A 23,751-nucleotide genomic window follows, 5' to 3' on the forward strand; every position below is an offset into this window, starting at 1 on the left:
AACCCATGCGAAGAATCCCGTTTCCGGCCGCCGCGCTGGCCGCCGGCCTCGTGGCCCTCCTCACCGGCTGCGCCGGCGAGACGCCGACGTCGCCCACGGGCACGCAGCCCCCGGGCCCCCCAGGCACCTGCACGGTCTCGATCGCGATGCTGTCTACGTCCCTCTCGCCCGTCGTGGGGAGCGAGGTCGTCGTCCGCGCCGCGGTGACGAAGGGCGGCGCGGCGGTCCCCGACGGAACGTCCGTCCAACTGACGACCGACCTCGGCGTCTTCGCCGAGAACGGCCTGCCCACCGTCTCGAAGACGACGGTCGCCGGCGCGGCCGACGTCACGCTCTTCTCGCAGAACGCGGGCGCCGCTCACGTGAAGGCGGCCTACGACTGCGGGTCCGCCAGCCTCACGATCAATTACTCGGGCGCTTCGACGCTCGGCCCCTACGTGTCTTCCTATTCGCCCACGAGCGGAAGCTGCCTGGGCGGCGAGACGGTCACCATCCTTGGCGGCCTCTTCGGCAACACGGCGGGAATCGTCTACTTCGGCGGCGCTCCGGCCTCTCTCGTGACCTGGGCGACCAACTCGATCACGGTCAGGACGCCGATCCGGAATCTGAAGAACCCGGCCGTGCCGGAGCTCGTCGACGTCGTGATCTCGGCGGCCGGGGCGACGGTCACGGCGCCCATCAAGTTCACGTATTTCTGCATCGCGCCCGACCAGAAGATGTCGATCTCGTCCATCAACCCGATCGCCGGTTCGCCCGGCGGCGGCGACGCCGTGACGATCCTCGGGAGCCACTTCGGCCTGAACATCTCGACGACCCAGGTCACGTTCTGCGGCCTTCCGGCGCAGATCACGGGCCAGTCGGACTCGCAGATCACGGTCACGACGCCGGCCCACACGCTGGCCAACCCGGCCTTCTCCGAGGCCTGCCCGGTCGTCGTCACACGCGACCTCGGGCTCGTCTCCACGCAGTCCGCGACGTCGCCCGTGCCGTTCACGTACCGCGGCAGCGGCTCGACAGGAGCCTGCAACACCGACCCCACCTTCTACGTGACGAGTCTCAAGCCGACCTCGGGCAGCCCCGACGGCGGCGACGTCGTGACGATCACCGGCTCGGGCTTCCCGACGAACGCGACCCTTCTCCGGGTCGACTTCGGCGGCAACCCCGGCACGCTCGTCGGGAGTCCGACGTCGACGACGTTCCAGGTCTCGACGCCCCGCCGCGTTCTCGCGACGCCGGACGTGCCCGAGACCGTCGACGTCGTCGTGACGGACCTCGGCAGCGCCTCGCAGCGCTGCGCCCGCGTCGGTGGCGCCTTCGTTTACACGGCAAGGGCGCTCGACCCGGCGATCTACGGCAACTCGCCGGTCACCGGTCCCAACGACCAGTCGACGCGCGTCACCCTCTTCGGCACGAACTTCCAGTTCCCGATGCAGGTCTTCATGACGGGCGGCCTCACCTGCGGCGCGCAGCGCGTGGAAGCGGCGCAGCCCATTCAGGTGTCCCCGACGCAGATCATCTTCCAGACTCCGGTTGCGAACGGCGGGAACGCCTGCCTCGCGGGCCAGCTCGTCGACATCGTGATCCTGAATCCGTCGACCGGCAAGACGGCCAAGTGCGTGTCGTGCTTCAAGTACTACTCGTGCCCGGTCGTCAGCGTCGCGTCGCCGTCCATCGGAAGCACCACGCAGCCGACGACGGTCGTGATCTCGGGCAACAACTTCCCCGAGCCGACGTTTGCGAACTTCCGCCTCGCATCCTCGGGCACGCCGCTCACGTCCCTCCAGGTCACCAGCGTGTCGAACACCTCCATCATCGTGACGATGCCGTCGCTCCAGACTCTGCTCGGCGGCTCGCTGAGCTGCGGGAACACGGACGGCTTCATCGACCTCTCGTTCCCGGGCGTCACGTGCATCCCGAACACGATCTCGGTGCCGTTCGCCTACCACAGCGACCCGCCGACGGCCTCGACCGCTTCGCCGTCGAACCTGAGCCAGGACGGCACGCTGTACCCGGGCACCGGCTCGCCCGCGACGATCACGCTCGTCGGGACGAACTTCCAGGCCCCGATGACGGTCACGCTCATCAAGGACGGCGTCCCGGTGCCGAACACGCCGGTCAACAACGCGTCCGTCTCGAACCCGACGGTCCTGACGTTCGCGGCGCCCGCGGTCCCGAACAACGCGCTGAACCAGCAGAACTGCTCCTCGGGCGGGCCGATCAACGGCCTCAAGTACGTCTCGACGTCGTTCGGCATCCGGGTGAGGAACACGCTCACGGGGTGCACGGTCGACCTCCCGAACGTCCTCGTCTACAACCCGATCGACCTGACCTGCCGCGCGGCCCTTCAGATCATCACGCCGTCGCTGCCGAACGGCACGGCGGGCGCGGCCTACTCGGCGCAGTTCATCGCCTCGGGCGGCGCGGGCGCGCCGTACTCGTGGTCGGCCGTGGGCCTTCCGGCGGCGCTCGTGCTCAACGCGGCAACCGGCATCATCTCGGGCACGCCGGCCGCGGCGGGCACGGCCACCATCAACGTCACGGTCGTGGACGCGGCCGCCAACACCACGACCCGTATCTACACGCTGCAGGTCAACTGACGCCGCACTCGGGTCTCCAGGGTTCGGGCCGCCTTCGGGCGGCCCGAACTGTCTCGGAACCGGATGCCGTAGACTCGGAGACGGATCGAAACACATGGCTCTCTTCGGCGGCCCGTCCCAGCCCGTGACCCGTCTCGAGGAGCTGAAACGGCTCCTCCAGCGGGATCCCACGTCGCGCCAGTTCCTGGCGCTGGCGGAGGAGTTCCGGCGGCACGGGAAGTACCGCGACGCGGTCATCACGCTCGAACGCGGCCTCGCCCTCCATGCGAACTCCGTCGCGGGGCACGTCGCGCTCGGGAAGACGTACCAGCAGCTCGACCGTCTCGAGGACGCGATCCGGGCGTTCAACAACGCGCTCCGGATCGACCGTGAGAACCTCGTCGCGATCCGGCAGCTCGCCGAGGTCTTCCTCGCCAAGGGCGACAAGATCGAGGCGATCAAGAAGCTGAAGCTCTACCGCGGCCTCAAGGCCGGGGACCGCGACGTGAACGACATCATCGCGCGCCTCGAGCTGGAGATGTCGGCGGCCGTGAGCGAGCGCGCCGGCTTCCGCAGCGGAGCCCGCCCCGCGGCCGAGGCGCCGCCGGGGTTCCTGCCCGGCCCCGCCTCGTCGAGCACGCTCCGCCGCGCCGCGCTCCTCAGGAAGCTCGAGACGCGCGCGCCCGAGGCGACGGCGCCCCCCTTCCCGGTGGCGGAGCGGGCCGCCGACCCGATGGCCCTCACGTACGACGGCGCCTCGATCGCGCGCGCTCTGGAGAGGTCCCGGCCGATCCCGGTCGTGCCGCCGCCGCCGGCGCCGCCGCCTCCGCTCGAGGACCTCTTCCTTCAGACGACGCCCGAGCCGGCCGCGCCCGCCGTCGAGGTCTCTCCGTTCACGGCGCCGATTGCCCAGGTTCGCGAGACGGCTCCGGCGCTGGACCTCCCGGCCCCGCCGGCTCCCCTCGAGGTTTCCCCGCCCGAAGTGGACATCGACGACGTTCCCACCGCGCCATTCCAGTTCCCGGTGGACCTCTACCGCGTCGGATCGGCGCCCGAGCCCGCGGCAGCTCTGCCGGAGGCTCCGACCCCAGCCCCGGCCGCGGTTCAGGCGCCGGCTCCCGAGCCGGAAGCCGCACCGGCCCCCGCCGAACCGCCCCTCGTCACGCCGACGCTCGCGGCGCTTTACGAGCGGCAGGGCTTCGCGGCCGACGCGCGTGAGACCTACCGCACGCTCGCCGAGACCGAGGCGGACGAGGCGCGTGCCCAGGCCCTTCGCGACAAGGCCGCGGCGATCCCCGCCGAGCGGCGCGACCGGCCGCATCTCCGCCGGCTCGCCCGGCGCTTTCCGAAGCGCACGGAGGCGACGGCGAACGACCTCCACGCGATGATCCGCGCGCTCGTCGAATCGACCGAGGGTATCCGGGCCGCCACGTTGACCGATCTCGAAGGCCTGCCGGTCGTGACGGCCGGACCCGGCGCGCGCGAGGGCTCACAGGAGATCCTCGTCGCCGAGCTGACCTCCTTCCTCAACAACGTCGGACGCTCGGCGGGAGAAGTCGGCGCGGGGCGCCTGCGCAGCCTCGCCCTCGCCGGCGCCAACGGCACCGCCATCGTGTCCCGCGTGAGCGACGACTATTCGCTCATCCTGCACGTGGACCCCGATGCGATCCTGGGCGAGGTGCGATGGGAAGCCGAACGCACGGCCCGCGCCCTCGCCCCCGCGGTTCGCTGAGCGCCGAGAGAGAATTCAGGAAACGAACCGAGAGGACACATGAACGTCAAGGAAATCAAGGAACTGGTGGACCTCGTATCCCGACGCGGGCTCGCGGGTCTCGAGATCGAACGCGCGGGCTTCCGCCTGCGGATCGAGGGCGCCCCGCGGGTCCCGGCCGCGGGGCCGCGCGGCTGGGAGCCGGCCGTGTTCGCGGAGCCCGTCTCCCTGCCCGCGCCCGCCGCGCCGGTCGCAGGGCCGCCCGCCGTCGCCCGCGTCGCGCCCGGCCCCCCGGGCTCGGGCGAGACCGAGGGCTTCCACGTCCTCACGTCGCCCATCGTGGGCACTTTCTACCGCGCGGCCAATCCCGACGCGGATCCGTTCGTCAAGGTCGGCGACGTGGTCGAGAAGGGCAAGACGCTCTGCATCGTCGAGGCGATGAAACTCATGAACGAAATCGAGGCGGACGTGGCGGGGACGATCGTGGCGATCTACCCGCAGAACGCGCAGCCGGTCGAGTTCGGCGAAAAACTCTTCGCGATCCAGCCCCGCTGAGGCGACGTGTTCCAGAAGGTTCTCGTCGCCAACCGTGGAGAGATCGCGCTCCGCATCATCGCCGCCTGCAAGGAGCTGGGCGTCGCGACCGTGGCCGTCCATTCGGAGGCCGACCGTGACGCGCTCCACGTCCGGGCCGCGGACGAGTCGGTGTGCATCGGGCCGCCGGCGCCGTCCGGCTCCTACCTGAACATCACGTCGCTCGTCGCGGCGGCCGAGATCACCGGGGCCGACGCCGTGCACCCCGGCTACGGCTTTCTCGCGGAGAACGCGCACTTCGCCGAGATCCTCGAGGAAGTCGGCCTGAAGTGGATCGGCGCGTCGCCCGACTCGATCCGGCGCATGGGAGACAAGGCGGTCGCGAAGTCGACCGTCAAGGATTCCGGCGTGCCCACGGTCCCCGGAAGCGCGGGCCCGCTCGACTCGATCGAGGACTCGATGCGCCTCGCCGAACGGATCGGGTACCCCGTGCTCCTGAAGGCCGTCGCCGGGGGCGGCGGGCGCGGGATGCGCGTGGCGCGCAACGACAAGGAGCTCGCCGCGGCCTTCGAGCTCGCGACGCGGGAGGCCGAGCGCGCGTTCGGCAACGGCAGCCTCTACCTCGAGAAGTACCTCGCCGAGCCGCGCCACGTCGAGATCCAGATCTTCGGCGACGCCCACGGACGCGTCGTCCACCTTGGCGAGCGCGAGTGCTCGCTCCAGCGCCGGCACCAGAAGATCATGGAAGAGTCGCCGTCGCCGGCGCTCTCCGACGCCCTGCGCGCGAAAATGGGCGCGGCGGCCGTCGCGTGCGCGCGGGCCGTGAACTACGTCGGCGCCGGCACCGTGGAGTTTCTCCTCGACGAGGACGGGTCGTTCTTCTTCATGGAGATGAACACGCGCATCCAGGTCGAGCACCCGGTGACCGAGATGGTCACGGGCTTCGACCTCGTGAAGGAGCAAATCCGCGTGGCGGCGGGGGAGCCCCTGTCCTTCGGCCCGACGCCCGGCGACGGGGACGGGGCCGGCTGGAAGCCGCGCGGGCACGCGATCGAGTTCCGCATTAACGCGGAGGATCCCGTCACGTTCGCGCCGTCGCCCGGCACGATCACGACGTTTCACCTCCCGGGCGGACCCGGCGTCCGCGTCGACACGGCCGCCTACTCGGGCTGGAAGATCCCGCCGTACTACGACTCGCTCATCGCGAAGCTCATCGTCCACGGCCGCGACCGCGAGGAGGCGCTCGCCCGCGGCAGGCGCGCGCTCGAGCTCTTCATCGTCGAGGGCGTCAAGACGACGATCCCGCTCCACCTGCGGCTCCTCGACGACCCGGACGTGCGGCGCGGGCGCTTCTCCACGAAGTGGCTCGAGCGCTGGCTCCTCAAGCACGGACCGGGCTGACCGGAGGCCCGCGCGTGGCGGCCGCGCCGGGGCGCATCTACCTCGTCGGCTTCATGGGAAGCGGGAAGACGACCGCCGGACGGCTCCTCGCCGGGCTGTTCGGCCTCCCGTTCGTCGATCTCGACCTCGCGTTCGAGGCGATGGCGGGGCAGACGATCCGCGAGACGTTCGAGACGCGGGGCGAACCGTGGTTTCGCGAGCGCGAGGCCGAGCTCCTGCGCGGGACGGCGTCGCTCGGGGCGGCCGTCGTCGCGCTCGGCGGCGGGACGTTCACGTTCCCCGAGAATCGCGACTTCGTAAAGTCGCACGGGCTCTCGATCTTCCTCGACGCGCCGTTCGACGTGATCGCCGAGCGGCTGGCCGGCAAGACCGCCGACCGGCCTCTGTTTCCCTCCGAGGAGCGTGCGCGGGAGCTCTGGGAGGCGCGCCTCCCATCCTATAGAATGGCAGATCGGACGCTCGACGTGACACGCGACATGACTGCGGCCGACGTGGCCGGCCGACTGGCGGATCTCGCGGCACCGCCGCTGACGGCCCCGGACGGAGCGGCCTGACGTGCGCTACCTGATCATCTCCGATCTGCACTCGAACGACGAGGCGCTGACGGCCGTCCTCCGGCGCGTCAAGCGCAAGAAATTCGAGCGCGTCATCTGCCTCGGGGACTTCGTCGGCTACGCCGCAGACCCGAACAAGGTCCTCGACCGCTACCGCACCTTCCGGCGCCCGACGTACGCGATCCGGGGAAACCACGACAAGGTCGTCTCGGGCGTCGAGGAGGGCGCGCTCTTCAATCCGCCCGCCCTCGAGGCCGCTCGCTGGACGACGGACCGGCTCTCCCGCGAGAACGCCGACTTCCTGAGGAAGCTCGCCCCGGGTCCCGAGGTCGTCGACGGGAAGTTCGTCGTGTGCCACGGTTCGCCTCTGGACGAGGACGCGTACATCTTCTCGGACTTCGACGCGTCGCTGAACTTCGTACAGATGCACCGGCTCGCCGAGGGCGTCAACCTGTGCTTCTTCGGCCACAGCCACATCCCGTCGATCTTCACGCTCGAGCCCGGCGGCATCCGCGTCGAGGCCGTGCGCGACCCGCGGTACAAGCTGCGCCTCGACCCCGAGAAGCGCTACCTCGTGAACCCCGGCTCCGTGGGCCAGCCGCGCGACCGCAATCCGCGCGCCGCGTACGCGATCTACGATTCGGACGCGGGCGTCGTCCACTTCGACCGTGTCCCGTACGACGTCGCGACGACCCGCCGGAAGATCGAGCGCGCCGGGCTTCCGGCGGTGCTCGGGGACCGGCTCCTCGTCGGCCTTTGACCCACGGCGGGCGCCGCGCCGCGGCCACGGCTGGGATTCTTCTCGCCGCTGCCGGCTGCGTGTCTTTCGGCGGCGCGCCCGGCCCGCCGAAGGGCACGTACCGCGAGCGCCTCCACGGTTTCGCCGGCCTCCTCGCGATGGAGGACCGGCGCTCCTACGACCCGCTCCTCGCAGGCCGCATGGCCGCGTCCCCGGACCCGTGGCTGCGCGCAAAGACGGCGCTTGCCGCGGGCCGCCTCCGGGATCCCGACGCGTCGATCCTGATCCCGCCCCTGCTGGCCGATCCCGAGGCTTCCGTCCGCGGCGCGGCGGCGCTCGCGGCGGGGGTCTCGGGCGACGTGCGGCTCGTGCCGCTTCTTGCGAAGGCTCTCCGGGACGCCGACGCGGCGACGGCGGCCAACGCCGCCGAGGCGCTCGGCAAGCTCGGCGGCAAGGACGCGACGGACGCGCTCCTGGCCGTTCTCGCGGCGCGCGACGGCGTCACGTCGACACGCGCCGCAAGCGCACTCGCGATGTTCCGCAGGCCCGAGGCGAGGACGGTCGCGGCGCTGGTGAAGGTCCTCGCAGAGGATCCTCTTGCTCCCGAGCTGAGGCAGGCGGCCGTCTATTCACTGTCGCGCAAGCCAGAACCCGCAGCCGTTCCGGCGCTTCGCGCCGTGCTTAGAAAGGGTTCGGACGAGCCGATCGTCGTTTCCTGGGCAGCACGCGCAGTCGGGTTGCTGGGGGATGAAGAGAGCGCCGCGGACCTCGTCGCGCTCGCCCGCAGCCCGAGCGTCTCGATCGCGGTACAGGCGTTGGGCGCGCTGAATTCACTTTCTAAGCAGAATCTCTTCTCCGAGTCTTCGGACCTGACTCGGATCGTCCGGGGCGTCGGTCTCCTCCGAGCAAAAGACTTCGTCCCCGGGGTCGCCGTTGCGGCGATCCGCCTTCTCGGCGTGCTGCCGGATTCGCCCGAGTCGCGGGCGGCGCTCGAAGAGAACCTTCTTCGAAAGGGGTGGAGAGGGCAGACGGCTCTCGTCGCCCTGACGCGCCTCGATGGGGCACGGGCGCCCGAGAAGGCCGCCGCGCGGCTCGAGAAGGCGATCGTCGGCGGGACGCTCGAGCAGCGTCTCGGCGCCGCCGAGGCGCTGGAATATCTTGCCGGAGGAGAGACCGGGAAGGACAAAGAGGGGATTTCTTTGAATGACCCTCTCGTAACGACCCTTCTCGCTGATCCCGCCGCGCGCGTCCGCGCTGCCGTCCTTTCTTCACTTTCAAAGAATTCTTCTCCCCGGGCTTTCTTCTGGCTCCTCGCGGGCCTCGCTGACCGCGACCCTGCGGTGCGCGGAGTGGCGCTCGAGGAGTCCGCGCCCCTGCTCGAAAAGGGGAGTGAGGACCTCCGGCGCGCCTGGAAGTCCGCGTTCGACGCCGCGTTCGACTCGAGCGAACCGGACTTCACGGTCGGCGCGCTGGACGCCGCCGCCGCGCGTGGCGAGGCCGGGCGGGCTCTCGTCGCCGGCCACGCGAACGACGCCGACGCCGTGACGCGGGACAAGGCCCGGCGCGTTCTCGTCGAGAAATACGGCGCCGCGGCCGCCTCTTTCCGCCCGATTCCCGTGAATACGCGGCTCACGGACGCGGATTACGACCGTCTCTCGCGGGCCGCCAACGAATCTCTCTTCTCGGCGACGGTCGAGACCGCGCGGGGGACCGCCGTCCTCGACCTCGACGCCGAGGAGGCCCCGATGACGGTCGAGAGTTTCCGCGCGCTCGCCGCGAAGCGCTTCTTCGACGGCATCGTGATCCATCGCGTCGTCCCGGACTTCGTCGTCCAGACCGGCGATCCGCGCGGCGACGGGAGCGGCGGCCCGGGTTACGCGATCCGAGACGAGATCAACGCCCTCCGTTACGCGCGCGGCGCCGTGGGCATGGCCCTGTCCGGACCGGATACCGGCGGCTCGCAGTGGTTCGCGACGCTGGCGCCCCAGATTCACCTCGACGGCGGGTACACGGTGTTCGGCAGGGTGCGGAGCGGGATGGACCTCTTCGACGGCACGGAGCAGGACGACACGCTCGTCTCCGTGCGCGTGACGGAGCGCCCGCGTCCGGCGCGGCCGCCGGGAGCGTCCGAGTGAGGTTCTCGATCGGCCGCGCACTGCAGCTCGTCGGGATCGTGCTCGTGGGCGTCGGGCTCGCCATCGGCCTCTTCCGCGACGATCTGAGGTACGAAGAGCGGATGTTCTTCGCGGGCGGGGGCGTCTTCTTCGCCGGCTGGCTCCTCGTGAGGCCCTACAAGGCGCCATGAAGGTTTTCGTCGGACAGCCGCTCGTCGAGCCCTCGACGCAGGAGGTCCTCGCCGGGCACGTGGTCGTCACGGGCGAAGGCAGTCTCCCGCGCGCCGAGTGGCCGCTTCTCGCGGATGCGGACGCGCTCCTCCCGACACCGCGCGAGCGGATCACGGCGGAGGTGCTCGAGGCGGCTCCGCGGGTGCGCATCGTCGCGAGCCACTCGGTGGGCGTCGACCACGTCGACCTCGCCGCCTGCCGCGCGCGCGGAGTTCTCGTCACGAACACGCCGGACGTCCTCACGGACGCCACGGCCGATCTCGCCTTCGCGCTGATCCTCGCCGTCGCGCGGCGCCTGCACGAGGGCGAGGCGCTCGCCCGCTCGGGCACGTGGGACGGCTGGAAGCCGCAGGAACTGCTCGGCGTCTCGCTCGCGGGGAAGACCCTGGGCATCTACGGCATGGGCCGCATCGGCCGCGCCGTCGCACTTCGCGCGGAGGCGTTCGGGATGGACGTCGTTCCGTTCGAGAAGGACGGGACGGAAGAGGAATTCAGAAACTTTCTTCTGGAAGTAGATGTGTTGTCGATCCATGCGCCCTTGACCGAGGAGACGCGCGGGAGATTCGGAGAACGGGAATTCCTGCGAATGAAGAGAGGGGGCGATCCTGATCAACACCGCGCGCGGCCCCATCGTGGACGAGAAAGCGCTTGTCGCATCCCTTCATTCGAAGCATCTCTTCGGCGCCGGCCTCGACGTGTTCCAGCGCGAGCCGCAGATCGAGGCGGCCCTTCTCGGGCTGCCGAATGTGGTTCTCCTCCCGCACCTCGGGTCGGCCACCGCGGAGACGCGCCTCGCGATGGCGCGGCTCGCGTGCACGGAGATCGTGCGGTTCTTCGCGGGCGAACCGCCGCTCAACCCGGTGCCCTGAGCCTCGCTCGGGCGCTCGTCGCCTATTCACCCTTCTAAGAAAATCTTCTTAAAAGGTCACCCGATGCTGAGGTCTTGCCGCCCGAGCGAGCGGCCTGCCAGGACCATCGGAACCGCGGCCGCGGCAGCGGCCGCGCAGAGAAATACAAGCAGCATCGGTGCAAGCGTCAGACGTTGGTGGAGTAGCGCCCCCAGCAGCGTCCGCAGCTCCGCCGATACGGCGACCGTCGCGAAGAGGGAGAGGCCCGTGGACAGGACGAGCGCGAAGAGGCCGCCGGGCCCGAGCGCGACCGCGACGGGGTTCGGGGCGTCGTAGCGCGGGAAGAGGCCTCCGAGGCCGGTATGGAGCGCCGGGATCGCGAGGCCGCCGGCGAGCGCGACCGCGAGCGCGGCGCCCGTCGTCGAAGCGCCGGGCCTGAGGACCGCGAGGCTCGCGCCCGTCAGGACGAGCGAGGCGAGGACGGCGGGAATCGCGCGCGCCGCCCAGCGGGCGAGGAGGTGGCGGCGCGGGTCGAGCGGCAGCGACCGCAGCACCGCGGCCGCGCGCGCGTCCGTGGAGACGGCGGGATAGGCGAAGCGCAGCGACAGGGCTGAAACGAGGAACAGCGAGAGCCCGGTCTGCAGCCCGGCGACGAGGTCCCGGGCCGCGGGATCGGACGTCGGGAGAAGGCGCACGTTCAGGAGGTCGAGGAGGAACACGGCGGCCAGCGACCCGAGCTGCGCGGGGGTCGACGCGTCGCGCAGGACCGTGGCGACCTCGGCGCGCAGGAGGACGCCGCCGAGCGAGCGGGCCGGGCGCCGCCGCCCGGGACGGGTCGCGCCCGACGAAGCCTCGCGCACGTCGCGCCATACCGTCCGGTGAGCGCCGGCGAGCACCGCCGGCACGAGGGCGGCCGCGGCGAGTCCGAGCACGAGCAGCAGCGCTCCCGGCACGAGACCGGCCGGATCGCCGGCGAGCCCGAGCGCCGCGCCGCGCGCGGCCCAGGCCGGCGGGCTCGCCCCGGGAGCGGGAGGAGCCGACGCGCCGAACGACTGCAGAAGGCCGAGCGCCTCCACGGGATCGAGGAGGCGCTCCGGGCGCGCCGCGCGGAAGCCGACGAGAGCGGCCGAGAGGCCCAGCGCCGAGAGAAGAGCGGAGAAGAGGCGTGCCCGGCGCGCCGGGACGATTCGTACGAGGACGAGCGCGCCCGCGATCCCAAGCGATCCGGCGAGGAGGAAGAGACCGGTGACGGAGAGGAGGCCGGCGCCGGCGGCAAGGAGCGGAGCGGGCGACGCGGCCGCGGCGACGCCCAGCGCGGGAAGCGCGAGGAGGAGGGACGGCGCGGACGCCAGCGCGAGCGTGAGGGCGGCCTGGCGCGCGAGCAGGCGGCGGTGCGGGATCGGGAGCACTGCGAGGGCGAGGAGCTCCTCGGAGAGAAACAGCGTCGACACGGCCGTCGTGAGGGACCCGAGGATGACGAGCGCCGCGGCGGCGCCGAACGCGCCCGCGAGGAGACGCTCGACGAGGTAGAGGGGTCGGAGCTCGGGGAGGTACGCGAGAGCGGCCGCGGAGGCCCGGACCGCTGCCTCGAGCCCGGCGACCTCGAGTGCGACGAAGACGGCGAGCGCGAACAGGCCCGCGAGGGCGGGAATCCGGGCGCGGCCGCGCGTCCCGAGCAGCGCCCGCGCCGCGGCGCGCGCGGAGTTGGCCCGGTAGACGCCGTTCACGCCGGCGGATCCCCGGCGAGCGCGAAGAAGACCTCCGAGAGCGCGCCCGTGACGCCCGACGCGGTGCGGAGCGCCCCGGGCGCTCCGCGCGCGAGGAGACGCCCGTCGAACAGGAGGCCCGCGTCCGTCGCGAGCTCCTCGGCCTGCGCGAGCTGGTGCGTCGTGAGGAGGACGGCCGAGCCGCGGGCGGCGAGGGCGCGCAGGCGGCCGCCGAGGCTCCGCTGGGCGATCGGATCGAGCCCGACCATCGGCTCGTCGAGGACGAGCACCTCGGGGTCGTGCAGAAACGCCTGTGCGAGCGCGACGCGCTGCCGCGTGCCGTGCGAGAGCGTCTCGTTGCGCGAGTCCGCGACGGCCGCGAGGTCGAATTCCGCGAGCTCGTCGTCGATCCGCGCCTCGAGCGCGGCGCTGCGCGCGCCGAAGACGGCGCCGACGAAGCGGAGCGTCTCGCGCGGCGTCCACTTCGGCCAGAGGTAGGGCCGGTCCGGCACGAACCCGAGCCTCGACTTGGCGGCGACGGGGTCGCGTGCGACGTCGACGCCCGCGAGAAACGTCCGCCCGGAAGTAGGGGAGAGCAGGCCGGTGAGGAGGCCGATCGCGGTCGTCTTGCCGGCCCCGTTCGGGCCGACGAGAGCGAAGAGAGCGCCGGCGGGGATCTCGAGCGTGAGGTCCGAGAGGGCCGTCTTGTCGCCGTAGCGCTTGACGGCCCCCTCGAACCGGATCACGACGGGATCTTAAGCGTAGAGGCCGCGCATCTGAAGGTCGTGCGCCACGCGCTGGATCGCCACCATGTACGCCGCGATGCGGTACGTGACCCTGTGCTTCGCGACCATCTCGCGGATGTCCTGGAAGGACTGGACCATGATCTCCTCGAGACGCTCGTTGACTTCCTTCTCGCGCCAGAAGAAGCCCATGCGGTCCTGCACCCACTCGAAGTAGGAGACGGTCACGCCGCCTCCGTTCGCGTAGATGTCCGGCACGACGATCACGCCCTTCTTCTGGAGGATGTCGTCCGCGTCGTGCGTCGTCGGGCCGTTCGCGCCCTCGACGATGATCCTGGCCTTGATGTCGCCGGCGTTCTCGTCGGTGATCTGGTTCTCGAGCGCTGCCGGGATCAGGATGTCGCAGTCCACCGTGAGGAGGCCGGCCGGGTCCATCGGGGCGGCCCCGGGGAACCCGACGACCGACTTCTTCTCCGCGACGTACGCGAGGAGCGCGGGGACGTCGAGGCCTTCCGGGTTCAGGATGGCGCCGTTGATGTCCGAGACGGCGACGACCTTCGCGCCCTGCTCGTGGAACATCTTGGCCGAGATCGAGCCGACGTTGCCGAAGCCCTGGACCGCGACGCGCGAGCCGGCGAGCGGGATCCCGTGCGCGCGGCAGGCCTCGCGGCCCGCGATCATGACGCCGCGGCCGGTCGCCTCGACGCGTCCGCGCGACCCGCCGAGGGAGACGGGCTTCCCCGTGACGACCGACGTCACGGTGTGGCCGACGTGCATCGAGTAGGTGTCCATGACCCACGCCATCGTCTGCGAGTCGGTGCCGACGTCGGGGGCGGGGACGTCGCGCTCGGGCCCGAAGACGTCCATGAGCTCGGCCGTGTACCGGCGCGTGATCCGCTCCAGCTCGCCGCGCGACAGCTTGCGCGGGTCGCAGATCACGCCGCCCTTGCCGCCGCCGAACGGGATGTTCATGACGGCGCACTTCCAGGTCATCCAGGACGCGAGCGCGCGCACCTCGTCCAGGGTCACGCCGGGGTCGTACCGCACGCCGCCCTTGGCGGGCCCCCGCACCACGTTGTGGTGGACGCGGTAGCCCACGAAGACTTCGATCTTCCCGTTGTCCATGACGACGGGGATGCCCACCTTCACTTCCTTCATGGGCTCCCGGAGGACCTTGCGCAGCCCGGGGTCGAGCCCGAGGAGCTCGGCCGCGCGGTCGAAGCGCTGCGTCATCTCCTCGAACGGGTTGATCGGGGCGTTGGCGTGCCGGGACGGCTTGCGCGTGAGGACGCCCGAGGTCGATTCGGGGCTCAGGGTCATGGGATCACCCTTCCTGTGTCCTGCCGGGGCCGGCGGACACGCTGATCAGGCCGAATGTTAGGCCTTCAGCCGGCCTGATTCACCCGCCTCATGGCCGGGTCCGCGGGCCTCTCCCTACACTTCATAGGAATGCGTCCCACGTCTGCGACGTCTCTTCGGGGACGCCCGCCGATCCCTCAGGATACGCAGAAACAGGAAGGAAGACAGGGGAGAACCAGATGACAGGCTCGTTTAACGCCTTCGAAATGGCCCAGACCCAGTTCGACAAGAGCGCCGACATCCTCGCGCTCGACGCCCCGACCCGCGACCTCCTCCGGTGGCCGCTCCGCGAATACTGGTTCGCGATCCCGGTCCGCATGGACGACGGGAAGGTCAAGGTGTTCCGCGGCTTCCGCGTTCAGCACAACGACGCGCGCGGCCCCAGCAAGGGCGGTATCCGCTTCCACCCGCAGGAGACGATCGACACGGTCCGCGCCCTTTCCATGTGGATGACGTGGAAGTGCGCCGTCGTCGACATTCCGCTCGGCGGCGCCAAGGGCGGCGTGATCTGCGACCCGCACAACCTCTCCGCGCGCGAGCAGGAAGGCATCTGCCGCGGCTGGGTCCGCCAGGTCGCCAAGAACGTCGGGCCCGCGATCGACGTGCCGGCCCCGGACGTCATGACGACCCCCCAGCACATGGTCTGGATGATGGACGAGTGGGAGACGATCCACGGCCACCGCGGCCCCGGCTTCATCACGGGCAAGCCGGTCGGGCTGGGCGGCTCGCTCGGCCGCACCGAGGCGACGGGCTACGGGGCCATCTACACGCTGCGCGAGGCCCTCAAGAAGCTCGGAATCGACATCGCGAAGACGAAGGCCTCCGTGCAGGGGTTTGGCAACGTGTCGCAGTACGCGATCCAGCTCTACACGAGGATGGGCGGCACGGTCGTCGCGGTCTCCTCGTGGGACCAGGGCGACCAGACGTCCTACACGTTCCGCAAGGAGTCGGGCGTCGACGGCGCCCAGCTCATGGGGATCACGGACCACTTCGGCGGAATCGACAAGGTCAAGGCGAAGGCCCTCGGCTACGAGGTCAAGCCCGGCGGCGACTGGATCGCCGAGGACGTCGACATCCTGATCCCGGCCGCGATCGAGAACCAGGTCACGGGCGAGACCGTGAAGAAGATCGGCAAGCGCGTGAAGGTCGTCGTCGAGGGCGCGAACGGCCCGACGACGCCCGAGGCCGACGCGGTGCTCAAGGAGCGCGGCATCTTCGTGATTCCGGACTTCCTGGCGAACGCCGGCGGCGTCACCTGCAGCTACTTCGAGCAGGTGCAGAGCAACATGAACCACTACTGGACGCAGGAAGAGGTCCTCACGAAGCTCGACGGCAAGATGACGAAGGCCTTCCACGACGTCGCGGACCTCGCGGCGTCCAAGAAGCTCTACATGCGCGACGCGGCCTACGTGATCGCGGTCAGCAGGGTCGCAAAGGCCTCCCGGGACCGCGGCTGGGTTTAGGGTCCTTCCGCCCGGCGGCGTCCCGGTAAACTGGGGCCTCACGTGACGACGCCGGGCGATCATCTCCTCGAGGCGCTCCAGGAGCGGGCCAAAGAGCTCAGCACGATTTATCGCGTCAACGAGGCGTGCAAGGCGCCCCAGGCCTCCCTGGACGAGGTGTTCCGGAACGTCGTCCAGATCCTCCCGGCCGGCTGGCAGTTCCCCGCGACCTGCTTCGCGCGCCTCACCGTGGACGGAACGGTCTACGGCCCGCCCGGCTCCGTCGCTTCTCCGTGGCGGCAGGCCGCGCCGATCCGCGTCCAGGGCGACGCCGCGGGCACGCTCGAGATCTTTTACGGGGAGGAGCGCCCCGCCGCGGACGAGGGGCCGTTCCTCAAGGAGGAGCGCCGCCTGCTCGACGCGGTCGCCGAGCGGCTCGGACAGCTCCTCCTCGAGCGGCGCCTCCTCGACGCGCTCCACGGCCGCCGCGAGGACGGACCCGTGGACGCTCCGGGCGGCGAGTGGCGGATCATCGTCGACTTCCTCCGCCAGACGGACCCGCGCCACCTCGTCAGGATCTCGCGGCGGATGATCAACTACCTGTGCTGGAACGGCGTCGCCGCCGCGCAGGACCTCCTCCCGCACTTCGCGGGCGGGCGTGAGCCGCTCGAGTCCGACGAGAACCGGCCCTCGCCCCGCCGCAGCGCCGAGCACCTCCTCGGCGTCGCGGACGCGGCGTTCCGCCTCGCCTCCGAGCACCTCTCGTCCGCGGAGATCCGCTCGTGCATCCAGAAGTGGATCCGCGACGACAAGGCGGACTTCCTTCTCCGCGCCGCGGAGAACCCCGGCACGTCCACGGCCGAGCTCGCGCAGGCCCTCGCGCGCTTCCACGACTCCCATCGCGACGACCGGCAGCTCTCGCGCACCGTCCAGGTCGAGCTCCGCGTGTCGCTCGCGCGCCGGTTCCTGACGGACGACCTCGGGTTCGTGGACGTCGCGAAGGACTTCATCGACACGTCGGACTTCTTCGAGCTCGTGCGGCACGTGATCTCGCCCCCGAGAAGCTACGGCCGCGTGGGCGGGAAGGCCTCCGGCCTCTTCCTCGCAAGCCAGATCGTGAAGAAATCGACGGAGTTCGCGGACGCGCTCGGCGAGATCCGGATTCCGAAGACGTGGTACGTCTCGTCGGACGCGATCCTCGACTTCATCGAGTTCAACCAGCTCGACGACCTCTACGACCGCAAGTACCTCGAGATCGACCAGGTCCGGCGCGAGTACCCGCACGTCATCCAGGTCTTCAAGAACTCACACTTCTCGCCCGAGATCGTCAAGGGCCTCTCGGTCGCCCTCGACGACTTCGGCGACCGGCCGCTCATCGTGCGCAGCTCGAGCCTTCTCGAGGACCGCGTCGGGGCCGCCTTCTCGGGCAAGTACAAGAGCCTATTCCTCGCGAACCAGGGCCCGAAGGCCGAGCGCCTCACGGCGCTCCTGGACGCGATCGCGGAGGTCTACGCCTCGGTGTTCGGCCCCGACCCGCTGGAGTACCGCGCCGAGCGCGGGCTCCTCGACGTCCACGAGGAGATGGGCATCCTCCTGCAGGAGGTCGTGGGGAGCCGCGTCGGGAGGTACTTCCTTCCGACGTTCGCGGGCGTCGCGTTCTCGAACAACGAGTTCCGCTGGTCGCCCCGGATCGCGCGCGAGGACGGGCTCGTGCGGCTCGTGGCGGGGCTCGGGACGCGCGCGGTCGATCGCGTCGGGGACGACTACCCGATCCTCGTCGCGCCGGGGAAGCCCGGCCTGCGTGTGAACGTCACGCCCGCCGAGGTCGTCCGCTACTCGCCCCGCAAGGTGGACGTCATCGATCTTCAGTCCGGGACGTTCGAGACGATGGAGCTCGACCGTCTCCTCGACGAGTGCGGAGCGGACATCCCGGGCGTCGAGCAGATCCTCTCCGTGTCCGACGAGACCGGCGTCCACCGGCCGTATTTCCTGGACTGGACGTCGAAGAAGGGCCGGTTCATCGCGACGTTCGAGACGCTCCTCGAGTCGACGCCGTTCCTCTCCCGAATGCGGACCCTGCTCCGCGTCCTGAGCGAGAAGACGCACGGCCCCGTGGACATCGAGTTTGCGTCCGACGGAAAGGACCTCTTCCTCCTGCAGTGCCGGCCGCAGAGCTTCGCGGAGGAGTCCGCGGCCGCCGCGATCCCCTCCGACCTCTCGGGCGACCGCGTGATCTTCGAGGCGAAGCGCTTCGTCTCGAACGGCCGCGTGCCGGACCTCACGCACATCGTGTACGTCGACCCCGAGGGCTACGCGGCCCTGCCCGACGCGGCCTCGCTCCGGCGCGTGGGCCAGGCCGTGGGGCGCATGAACAAGCTGCTCCCGAAGCGCGAGTTCATCCTCATGGGCCCCGGGCGATGGGGGAGCCGCGGCGACCTCCGGCTCGGGGTCCCCGTCGGGTACTCGGACATTCACAACGCGGCGGCCCTGATCGAGATCGCGCGCCGGCGCGGGGCTTACGTCCCGGATCTTTCGTTCGGGACGCACTTCTTCCAGGACCTCGTCGAAGCGTCGATCCGCTACCTGCCGCTCTTCCCGGACGATCCCGACATCCGCTTCCGCGAGGGGTTCCTCAGGGACTCGCCGAGCGCGCTCCTCGAGCTCGCGCCGGAGTTCCGCGACCTCGAGGCGGTCGTCCGCGTGATCGACGTGCCTAAGGTCACGGGCGGGTCGGTCCTGCGGCTGCTCCTGAACGCGGACGAGGACCATGCCGTCGCGATCCTCTCGCCACCCGGGCAGGGCGCCCGGGCGCGGGTCTCCCGTTCGTGAAGACCGCGCCCGAACGCGACGACGCCGAGCTCGTCCGTGCCGCGCTCGGGCACGACGCCGACGCCTTCGAGATTCTCGTCGAGCGGTACCGCGTGCGGCTCTATCGCTTCGTCGGCCGGTACACGAACGACGCCGAGGACGCCCGGGACGTCACGCAGGAGGTCTTCCTGAAGGTCCACGCGGCCCTCGACTCGTACGACCCGAAGTACAAGTTCTCGACCTGGCTGTTCCGGATCGCGGGCAACGCCGCGATCGACCACCTGAGGCGGCGCAAGGTCCGGCCGCTGCCCCTCGAGCTCCCGGTGGGGGAGGACGGGGAGTCGCGCATCGCCGAGCCGCGCGAGAACCGTCCCGATCCGCTCGAGGACCTCACGCGGCGGCGCCTGCGCGAGGCCCTCGCCGCGGCGATCGACCGGCTGCCGGACGACTACCGCGAGCTCATCAGCCTCCGGCACTACGGCGAGATGCCGTACGAGGAGATTGCGGAGCTGAAGGGCATGCCTCTCGGGACGGTCAAGAACAAGCTCTTCCGGGCGCGACAGGCCCTGCGAGATCTTTTGCCGAAGGACATCGTATAGAGAGGCGGGATGATGCAGATTCGGGACGACGCCGAGCAGCTTTCCAGCCTCTCTCCAGAGGAGAGGGAGCGGGATCGCCGCCTTGAACTCCTTCTGGATGAGTGTGTTGCCTCATCTCCGGCCCCGGGGCCCGAGCTCACGGCCGCCATTCTGGCGGCTCGTCCGTTCGCCCCGTGGGAGGTCCGGAAGGCCCGGGCCTGGCGCGTGCCCGCCCTCGCCGCGTCCGGCCTCCTGGCGGCCAGCCTGGCCGTCTTTCTGGCCCCTCTCTGGTCGCTGGGCCCGGTCGCCGCGATGGATCTGTGGGTCCGCGTGATCGCGGCGTCCGCCTCCGGCGCCCTCGGCGCGGCGCTCGCAGCCGCGCCGGTGCTGGCGGACGCCACGGGCCGCGCGCTCGCCGGCGCCGAAGGCCTCAAGCCCGCGCTCGGCGGCCTGCTGCTCCTGTCGGGCGGATCGCTCGCGCTGATCGCCCGCAGGCTCGCGAAGCGGCCCGTCCGCGCCGCGCGCGGCTGACGCGGCGCCATGCGCAGCGGCAGCCGCCCGCTCGCCCTCACCCTTCTCGCCACGAGTCTGCTCGTCGCGTCGCCGATGGCGCGCTCGGAGGAGATTTCTGCTTCGGAGATTCGCGTGGGCAAGGGCGAAGCGAGATCCGGCGATCTCGTGGCTCTCGGAAGGAAGATTTTCTTGGAAGGTGAATTGGGCGGGAGCCTCGTCCTGGTCGGGGGCGGCGAGGCGATCGTGAGCGGGCGCGTCGGGGGCAGCCTCGTCCTGCTCGGTGCGAACGCCACGATTCGCCGCGGCGCCCGCATCGACGGCGACGTCCTCTCGGTCGGCGGCTCTCTCACCTTCGAAGAAAATTCCCCGATCTCTTCGGACGCACCTTCCGCGGGTCGCCACCCGCAGGTGGGCGGGCGCGTTCGCAGCGTCTCTGCCCTCGAGGCCGCCGTCGCGACGGAGCTGCAGACGTCCCCGGCGGCGTCGCTCGCGCAGTGGCCGTTCCTTCTCTCGTTCCGCCTCGCGCTCCTCTTCGCGTGGCTCGCCGCTTCGCTCGCGCTTCTCGCCCTCGCGCCGCGCGCGCTCGGCACCGCTGCCGACGGCGTGCCGGGACGCGGCGCGTTTCTCGCCGCGCTCGGCGCAACGGCGGTCCTCACCGCCGCTTTCGCCGGAGCGCTCGCACTGTCCGTGCTGCCCTCGCGGCTCGCGCTCGCCGCCGGCGCAGTCGTCCTTGCCGCGCTCGTCGCCGCGAAGGTCTGGGGACTCGCCGCGCTGTTCCTCGCGCTGGGCCGCCGCCTGAACGCAACGGCGCCCCGCGGGAGCGCGCTCTTCGGCGACCCGGCCGCCGCCGCGCTCGGTCTCCTCGCCCTCGGTGCGGCCTCGCTCGTTCCGGTCGCGGGCCCACTCGTCTGGGGCGCCGCGTCCCTCGTCGGGATCGGCGTTTCCCTTGCGGCTGTGGCAGCCCGCACCCCGCGCGTCGCGCTCGCGCCGTCCTGATATACGCTCCCGGCTCGGGCCGCGAAGCGGCCCCGACAGGGGAGCCCGCCAGGAAATGAGTCTCGAGAAAATCGGCGTCGTCGGCGCCGGCCAGATGGGAGCGGGCATCGCGCACGTCGCGGCGCTCGCCGGGAAGAGCGTGGTCCTCCTCGACGTCTCCGAGGACGCCGTGCAGAAGGGCCTGAAGACGATCGAGAAGAACCTCGGCCGGCAGGTCGAGAAGGGCAAGGTCACGGCGGAGGCCCGCGACGCCGCTCTCGCGCGGATCGCGCCCGCCACGGACCTCGCGCGCTTCGCGGACGCGGACCTCGTCGTCGAGGCCGTCGTCGAGAACGAGGCCGTCAAGAAGGAGCTCTTCGGAAGGCTCGACGGCCTCGTGAAGCCCGAGGGAATCCTGGCCTCGAACACGTCGTCGATCTCGATCACTCGCCTTGCGGCAGCCACGAAGCGCCCGGATCGCTTCATTGGGATGCACTTCATGAACCCGGTCCCCGTCATGACGCTCGTCGAGGTCATCCGGGGGATCGCGACGTCCGACGAGACGACGGCCTCCGTGGTCGCTCTCGCCGCGGCGATGGGAAAGACGCCTCTCGCGTGCCGCGACTTCCCGGGCTTCGTCTCGAACCGCGTCCTGATGCCGATGCTCAACGAGGCGTTCTACGTCCTCCACGAGGGGATCGCGACGCCCGAGGCCGTGGACGGGATCATGAAGCTCGGCATGAACCACCCGATGGGCCCGCTCACGCTGGCCGACTTCATCGGCCTCGACACCTGTCTCGCGATCCTCCGCGTCCTCCACGGCGGCCTCGGCGACGACAAGTACCGCCCATGCCCGCTCCTCGTGCAGATGGTCGACGCGGGCTGGCTCGGGAAGAAGGCGGGGAGAGGCTTCTACCGCTACGACGCTCCCGGTGGGGAGAAGACCGCCTCGTGATTTGCCAGGTGTGCGGGACCACCAACGAGCTCGACCGCGAGTTCTGCGGGAAGTGCCAGAGCAAGCTTCTCGTCGTCTCGGGCGCGGCCGAAACGTACGACGAGGGCACGTCCGAAGAAGGCGTCTCGCTGGACGAGCACCTCCTCGAGCGCGTCTCGGTCCTCGAGGAGATCGTCAAGCGGAGCGCCGAGACGCTCAAGATGCTCCTCGAGGCGCTGAACCGGCAGGAGAAGAACGGTTTCGTCTCGCAGACGGGCCTCCTCGCGCTCAAGGATCTGCTCGAGCGCAAGGGCCTCCTCGTCGAGGAGGAGCTCCTCGACCTCTGGGAAACGCGCGTCGATCTCCACATGGCGGCGATGGAGAAGCGCGAGCGCTTCCTCGAGCGCAAGGAGCGGATGCTCGGCGGGTTCTCGGGCGAGCGGCGCGAGCGGTTCAAGGGTCTTCTCGCGGACGCCGAGTTCGCGTTCTACGCGCTCGACCCCGAAAAGGCCGTGCGGTCGCTCGAAGACGCGTTCCGGCTCGACAAGACGAACGCGGAGCTCGCGTTCTACCTCGGTGAGACCGCGTTCAACGAGGGCGAGACCGAGCGCGCCGCGCAGCTGCTCAACACGGTTCTCGCGCGGGAGCCGCGCCACTTCGAGGCGCTCGTCTACACGGGGGTCCTCGAGAACGAGGCCGGACGGACGGACCGTGCGCTCGAGGCGCTCAAGGAGGCCGTCGCGGTCAAGCCGGACGCGTTCCTCCCGTACTTCGCGCTCGGCGCGCTCTTCGCGCTCCGCGGACAGCTCGCGCGCGCCGAGACGTTCCTGAGGAAGGCCGTCGCGATCGACGAGAACCCGCAGGCCTTCTCCCTGCTCGGCACGATCGCGTACGAGCGCGGCCGCCTCGCGGACGCGACGGAGGCGTTCCAGAAGGCGGTGCGGCTCGACCCGGACGACGAGGACGCCCTCTACCAGCTCGGGCTCTGCTACCTCGACCGCGGCTGGACGCAGAAGGCCACCGAGCGCTTCCAGTCCGCGCTCGAGCTGAACCCGAACCGCATCGAGTACCAGGAGGCCTGCAAGCTCCTCGCGCCCTCGGGCGCGCGGGCGCTCCCGAAGGTGACGGGCGAGGCCGCGCAGCTCGCGCGCCGCGCGGAGGCCGCGGCCCCGCGGGACCCGCAGAAGGCGCTCGCGATCTACCGGCGCGCGCTGAAGCTCGACGCGGAGAACCCGACGCTCCTGATCGCTTTCGCGCTCCTGTGCTCGGCCGTGGGCCGCACGTCCGAGGCCGTGGCCACGACGCGCCGCGTCCTGTCGCGCGAGCCCGGCGAGATGGTGACGGCGGCCGCGTACGCGACGCTCCTCGAGGCCCTCAAGGCGGAAGGGAAGTTTCGCGAGGGGAGCCGTGTCGCCGAGGAGATGCTCGGGGCGGTGCGCTCCAACTACGCGCGCTCGATCGCGTATTTCCAGCGCGCGACGGCGCTCGCGGAGATGGGGGAGGACCTCGACGCGGCCCTCGAGCTCGCGGACCTCTCCCTGAAGCTCTCGCCGAAGGAGATGCGGCAGTTCCCGCTCGCGGCCAAGGGCTGGGTGCACTACAAGCGCCGCGAGTTCGACCGCGCCGTCGAATGCCTGAGGCGCGCGACGGACCTCGGCGAGACGCCGACGGGCCTCACGCACCTCGGGCTCGCGTACCTTGCGCTCGGCGACGCACGCGCGGCGCGGCAGGCGTTCGGGCGCGCCAAGCGCCGCGACGTGCGCGTCTCGGGCGGCCGCGGCGGGCTCGAGGCGAAGATGCTCGAGCAGATCCGCCGGAACCTCCAGCTCACCGAAAAACTCGCGAACCGGAAGAAGACGCGCCTCGCCTGAGACTCACTTGCGCTAACGCAAGTCCTTCGTGCAGAGCGCTTCCCTTGTTGACATCGAGTTTTCCTCGAATGTAGAGTGCTTAAAACAAACCGACTGTCCGGTTTTGTAGGCTTT

18 protein-coding genes and 1 pseudogene are annotated in these 23,751 nt (G+C 70.8%); 16 read left to right on the forward strand and 3 right to left on the reverse strand.

What is annotated here, in order from left to right; translation table 11 throughout:
* Nucleotides 1-5 precede the first annotated feature (5 nt).
* The 9 genes and pseudogenes from IPL89_14945 to IPL89_14985 all read left to right on the forward strand — a co-directional run bounded on the left by IPL89_14945 (nucleotide 6) and on the right by IPL89_14985 (nucleotide 10,729).
* Nucleotides 6-2,597 carry an IPT/TIG domain-containing protein gene (locus IPL89_14945; protein ID MBK9064468.1) on the forward strand — a complete coding sequence of 864 codons (2,592 nt, stop codon included), beginning with the start codon at nucleotides 6-8 and terminating at the stop codon, nucleotides 2,595-2,597.
* A gap of 94 nt (nucleotides 2,598-2,691) precedes the next feature.
* Complete coding sequence (locus IPL89_14950) at nucleotides 2,692-4,308, forward strand: hypothetical protein (GenBank protein ID MBK9064469.1); 1,617 nt, start codon at nucleotides 2,692-2,694, stop codon at nucleotides 4,306-4,308.
* Between the two features lie 39 nt (nucleotides 4,309-4,347).
* The gene (gene accB / locus IPL89_14955) at nucleotides 4,348-4,842 is read left to right on the forward strand and encodes an acetyl-CoA carboxylase biotin carboxyl carrier protein (GenBank protein ID MBK9064470.1); all 495 of its coding nucleotides are present in this window, start codon (nucleotides 4,348-4,350) and stop codon (nucleotides 4,840-4,842) included.
* Between the two features lie 6 nt (nucleotides 4,843-4,848).
* On the forward strand, nucleotides 4,849-6,222 hold the full coding sequence (gene accC, locus IPL89_14960; GenBank protein MBK9064471.1) for an acetyl-CoA carboxylase biotin carboxylase subunit: 1,374 nt from the start codon (nucleotides 4,849-4,851) through the stop codon (nucleotides 6,220-6,222).
* A gap of 14 nt (nucleotides 6,223-6,236) precedes the next feature.
* Nucleotides 6,237-6,776, forward strand: a complete 540-nt coding sequence (locus IPL89_14965) for a shikimate kinase (GenBank protein ID MBK9064472.1) — start codon at nucleotides 6,237-6,239, stop codon at nucleotides 6,774-6,776.
* Nucleotide 6,777: 1 nt separating this feature from the next.
* Nucleotides 6,778-7,536 carry a metallophosphoesterase family protein gene (locus IPL89_14970; protein MBK9064473.1) on the forward strand — a complete coding sequence of 253 codons (759 nt, stop codon included), beginning with the start codon at nucleotides 6,778-6,780 and terminating at the stop codon, nucleotides 7,534-7,536.
* Nucleotides 7,533-9,650, forward strand: coding sequence for a peptidylprolyl isomerase (locus tag IPL89_14975; protein ID MBK9064474.1), 2,118 nt, complete (start codon nucleotides 7,533-7,535; stop codon nucleotides 9,648-9,650). The genes IPL89_14970 and IPL89_14975 overlap by 4 nt, the downstream gene beginning before the upstream one ends.
* A complete protein-coding gene (locus IPL89_14980) occupies nucleotides 9,647-9,820 on the forward strand; it encodes a hypothetical protein (protein ID MBK9064475.1) in 174 nt (57 codons plus the stop codon). Before IPL89_14975 ends, IPL89_14980 begins: the two co-directional genes overlap by 4 nt.
* A pseudogene (locus IPL89_14985) lies at nucleotides 9,817-10,729 on the forward strand (D-glycerate dehydrogenase). Before IPL89_14980 ends, IPL89_14985 begins: the two are co-directional and overlap by 4 nt.
* Nucleotides 10,730-10,785: 56 nt before the next feature.
* Here the strand turns inward: IPL89_14985 and IPL89_14990 are convergent.
* The 3 genes from IPL89_14990 to IPL89_15000 are packed head-to-tail and all read right to left on the reverse strand — an operon-like array spanning nucleotide 10,786 to nucleotide 14,477.
* Nucleotides 10,786-12,435: a hypothetical protein gene (locus IPL89_14990; GenBank protein ID MBK9064476.1), complete on the reverse strand. Its 1,650-nt coding sequence runs from the start codon at nucleotides 12,433-12,435 to the stop codon at nucleotides 10,786-10,788.
* Nucleotides 12,432-13,160 carry an ABC transporter ATP-binding protein gene (locus tag IPL89_14995; GenBank protein ID MBK9064477.1) on the reverse strand — a complete coding sequence of 243 codons (729 nt, stop codon included), beginning with the start codon at nucleotides 13,158-13,160 and terminating at the stop codon, nucleotides 12,432-12,434. The genes IPL89_14990 and IPL89_14995 overlap by 4 nt, the downstream gene beginning before the upstream one ends.
* A gap of 9 nt (nucleotides 13,161-13,169) precedes the next feature.
* Nucleotides 13,170-14,477, reverse strand: a complete 1,308-nt coding sequence (locus IPL89_15000) for a Glu/Leu/Phe/Val dehydrogenase (GenBank protein MBK9064478.1) — start codon at nucleotides 14,475-14,477, stop codon at nucleotides 13,170-13,172.
* Nucleotides 14,478-14,695: 218 nt separating this feature from the next.
* Between IPL89_15000 and IPL89_15005 the strand changes: the two genes are divergently transcribed.
* From IPL89_15005 to IPL89_15035, 7 genes are all read left to right on the forward strand, one after another.
* Entirely contained in the window at nucleotides 14,696-15,979 is a 1,284-nt protein-coding gene (locus IPL89_15005; GenBank protein ID MBK9064479.1) for a Glu/Leu/Phe/Val dehydrogenase, read from the forward strand.
* 42 nt (nucleotides 15,980-16,021) lie between these two features.
* On the forward strand, nucleotides 16,022-18,787 hold the full coding sequence (locus IPL89_15010) for a PEP/pyruvate-binding domain-containing protein (GenBank protein ID MBK9064480.1): 2,766 nt from the start codon (nucleotides 16,022-16,024) through the stop codon (nucleotides 18,785-18,787).
* A complete protein-coding gene (locus IPL89_15015; protein ID MBK9064481.1) occupies nucleotides 18,784-19,365 on the forward strand; it encodes a sigma-70 family RNA polymerase sigma factor in 582 nt (193 codons plus the stop codon). The genes IPL89_15010 and IPL89_15015 overlap by 4 nt, the downstream gene beginning before the upstream one ends.
* A 204-nt stretch (nucleotides 19,366-19,569) precedes the next feature.
* Nucleotides 19,570-19,875: a hypothetical protein gene (locus IPL89_15020; GenBank protein MBK9064482.1), complete on the forward strand. Its 306-nt coding sequence runs from the start codon at nucleotides 19,570-19,572 to the stop codon at nucleotides 19,873-19,875.
* A gap of 9 nt (nucleotides 19,876-19,884) precedes the next feature.
* Complete coding sequence (locus IPL89_15025) at nucleotides 19,885-20,853, forward strand: hypothetical protein (GenBank protein MBK9064483.1); 969 nt, start codon at nucleotides 19,885-19,887, stop codon at nucleotides 20,851-20,853.
* Nucleotides 20,854-20,908: 55 nt separating this feature from the next.
* The gene (locus tag IPL89_15030) at nucleotides 20,909-21,787 is read left to right on the forward strand and encodes a 3-hydroxybutyryl-CoA dehydrogenase (GenBank protein MBK9064484.1); all 879 of its coding nucleotides are present in this window, start codon (nucleotides 20,909-20,911) and stop codon (nucleotides 21,785-21,787) included.
* The gene (locus tag IPL89_15035) at nucleotides 21,784-23,637 is read left to right on the forward strand and encodes a tetratricopeptide repeat protein (protein MBK9064485.1); all 1,854 of its coding nucleotides are present in this window, start codon (nucleotides 21,784-21,786) and stop codon (nucleotides 23,635-23,637) included. Before IPL89_15030 ends, IPL89_15035 begins: the two co-directional genes overlap by 4 nt.
* Nucleotides 23,638-23,751 lie beyond the last annotated feature (114 nt).

It is taken from the genome of Acidobacteriota bacterium (assembly GCA_016716715.1).
GTDB lineage: Bacteria > Acidobacteriota > Thermoanaerobaculia > UBA5066 > UBA5066 > Fen-183.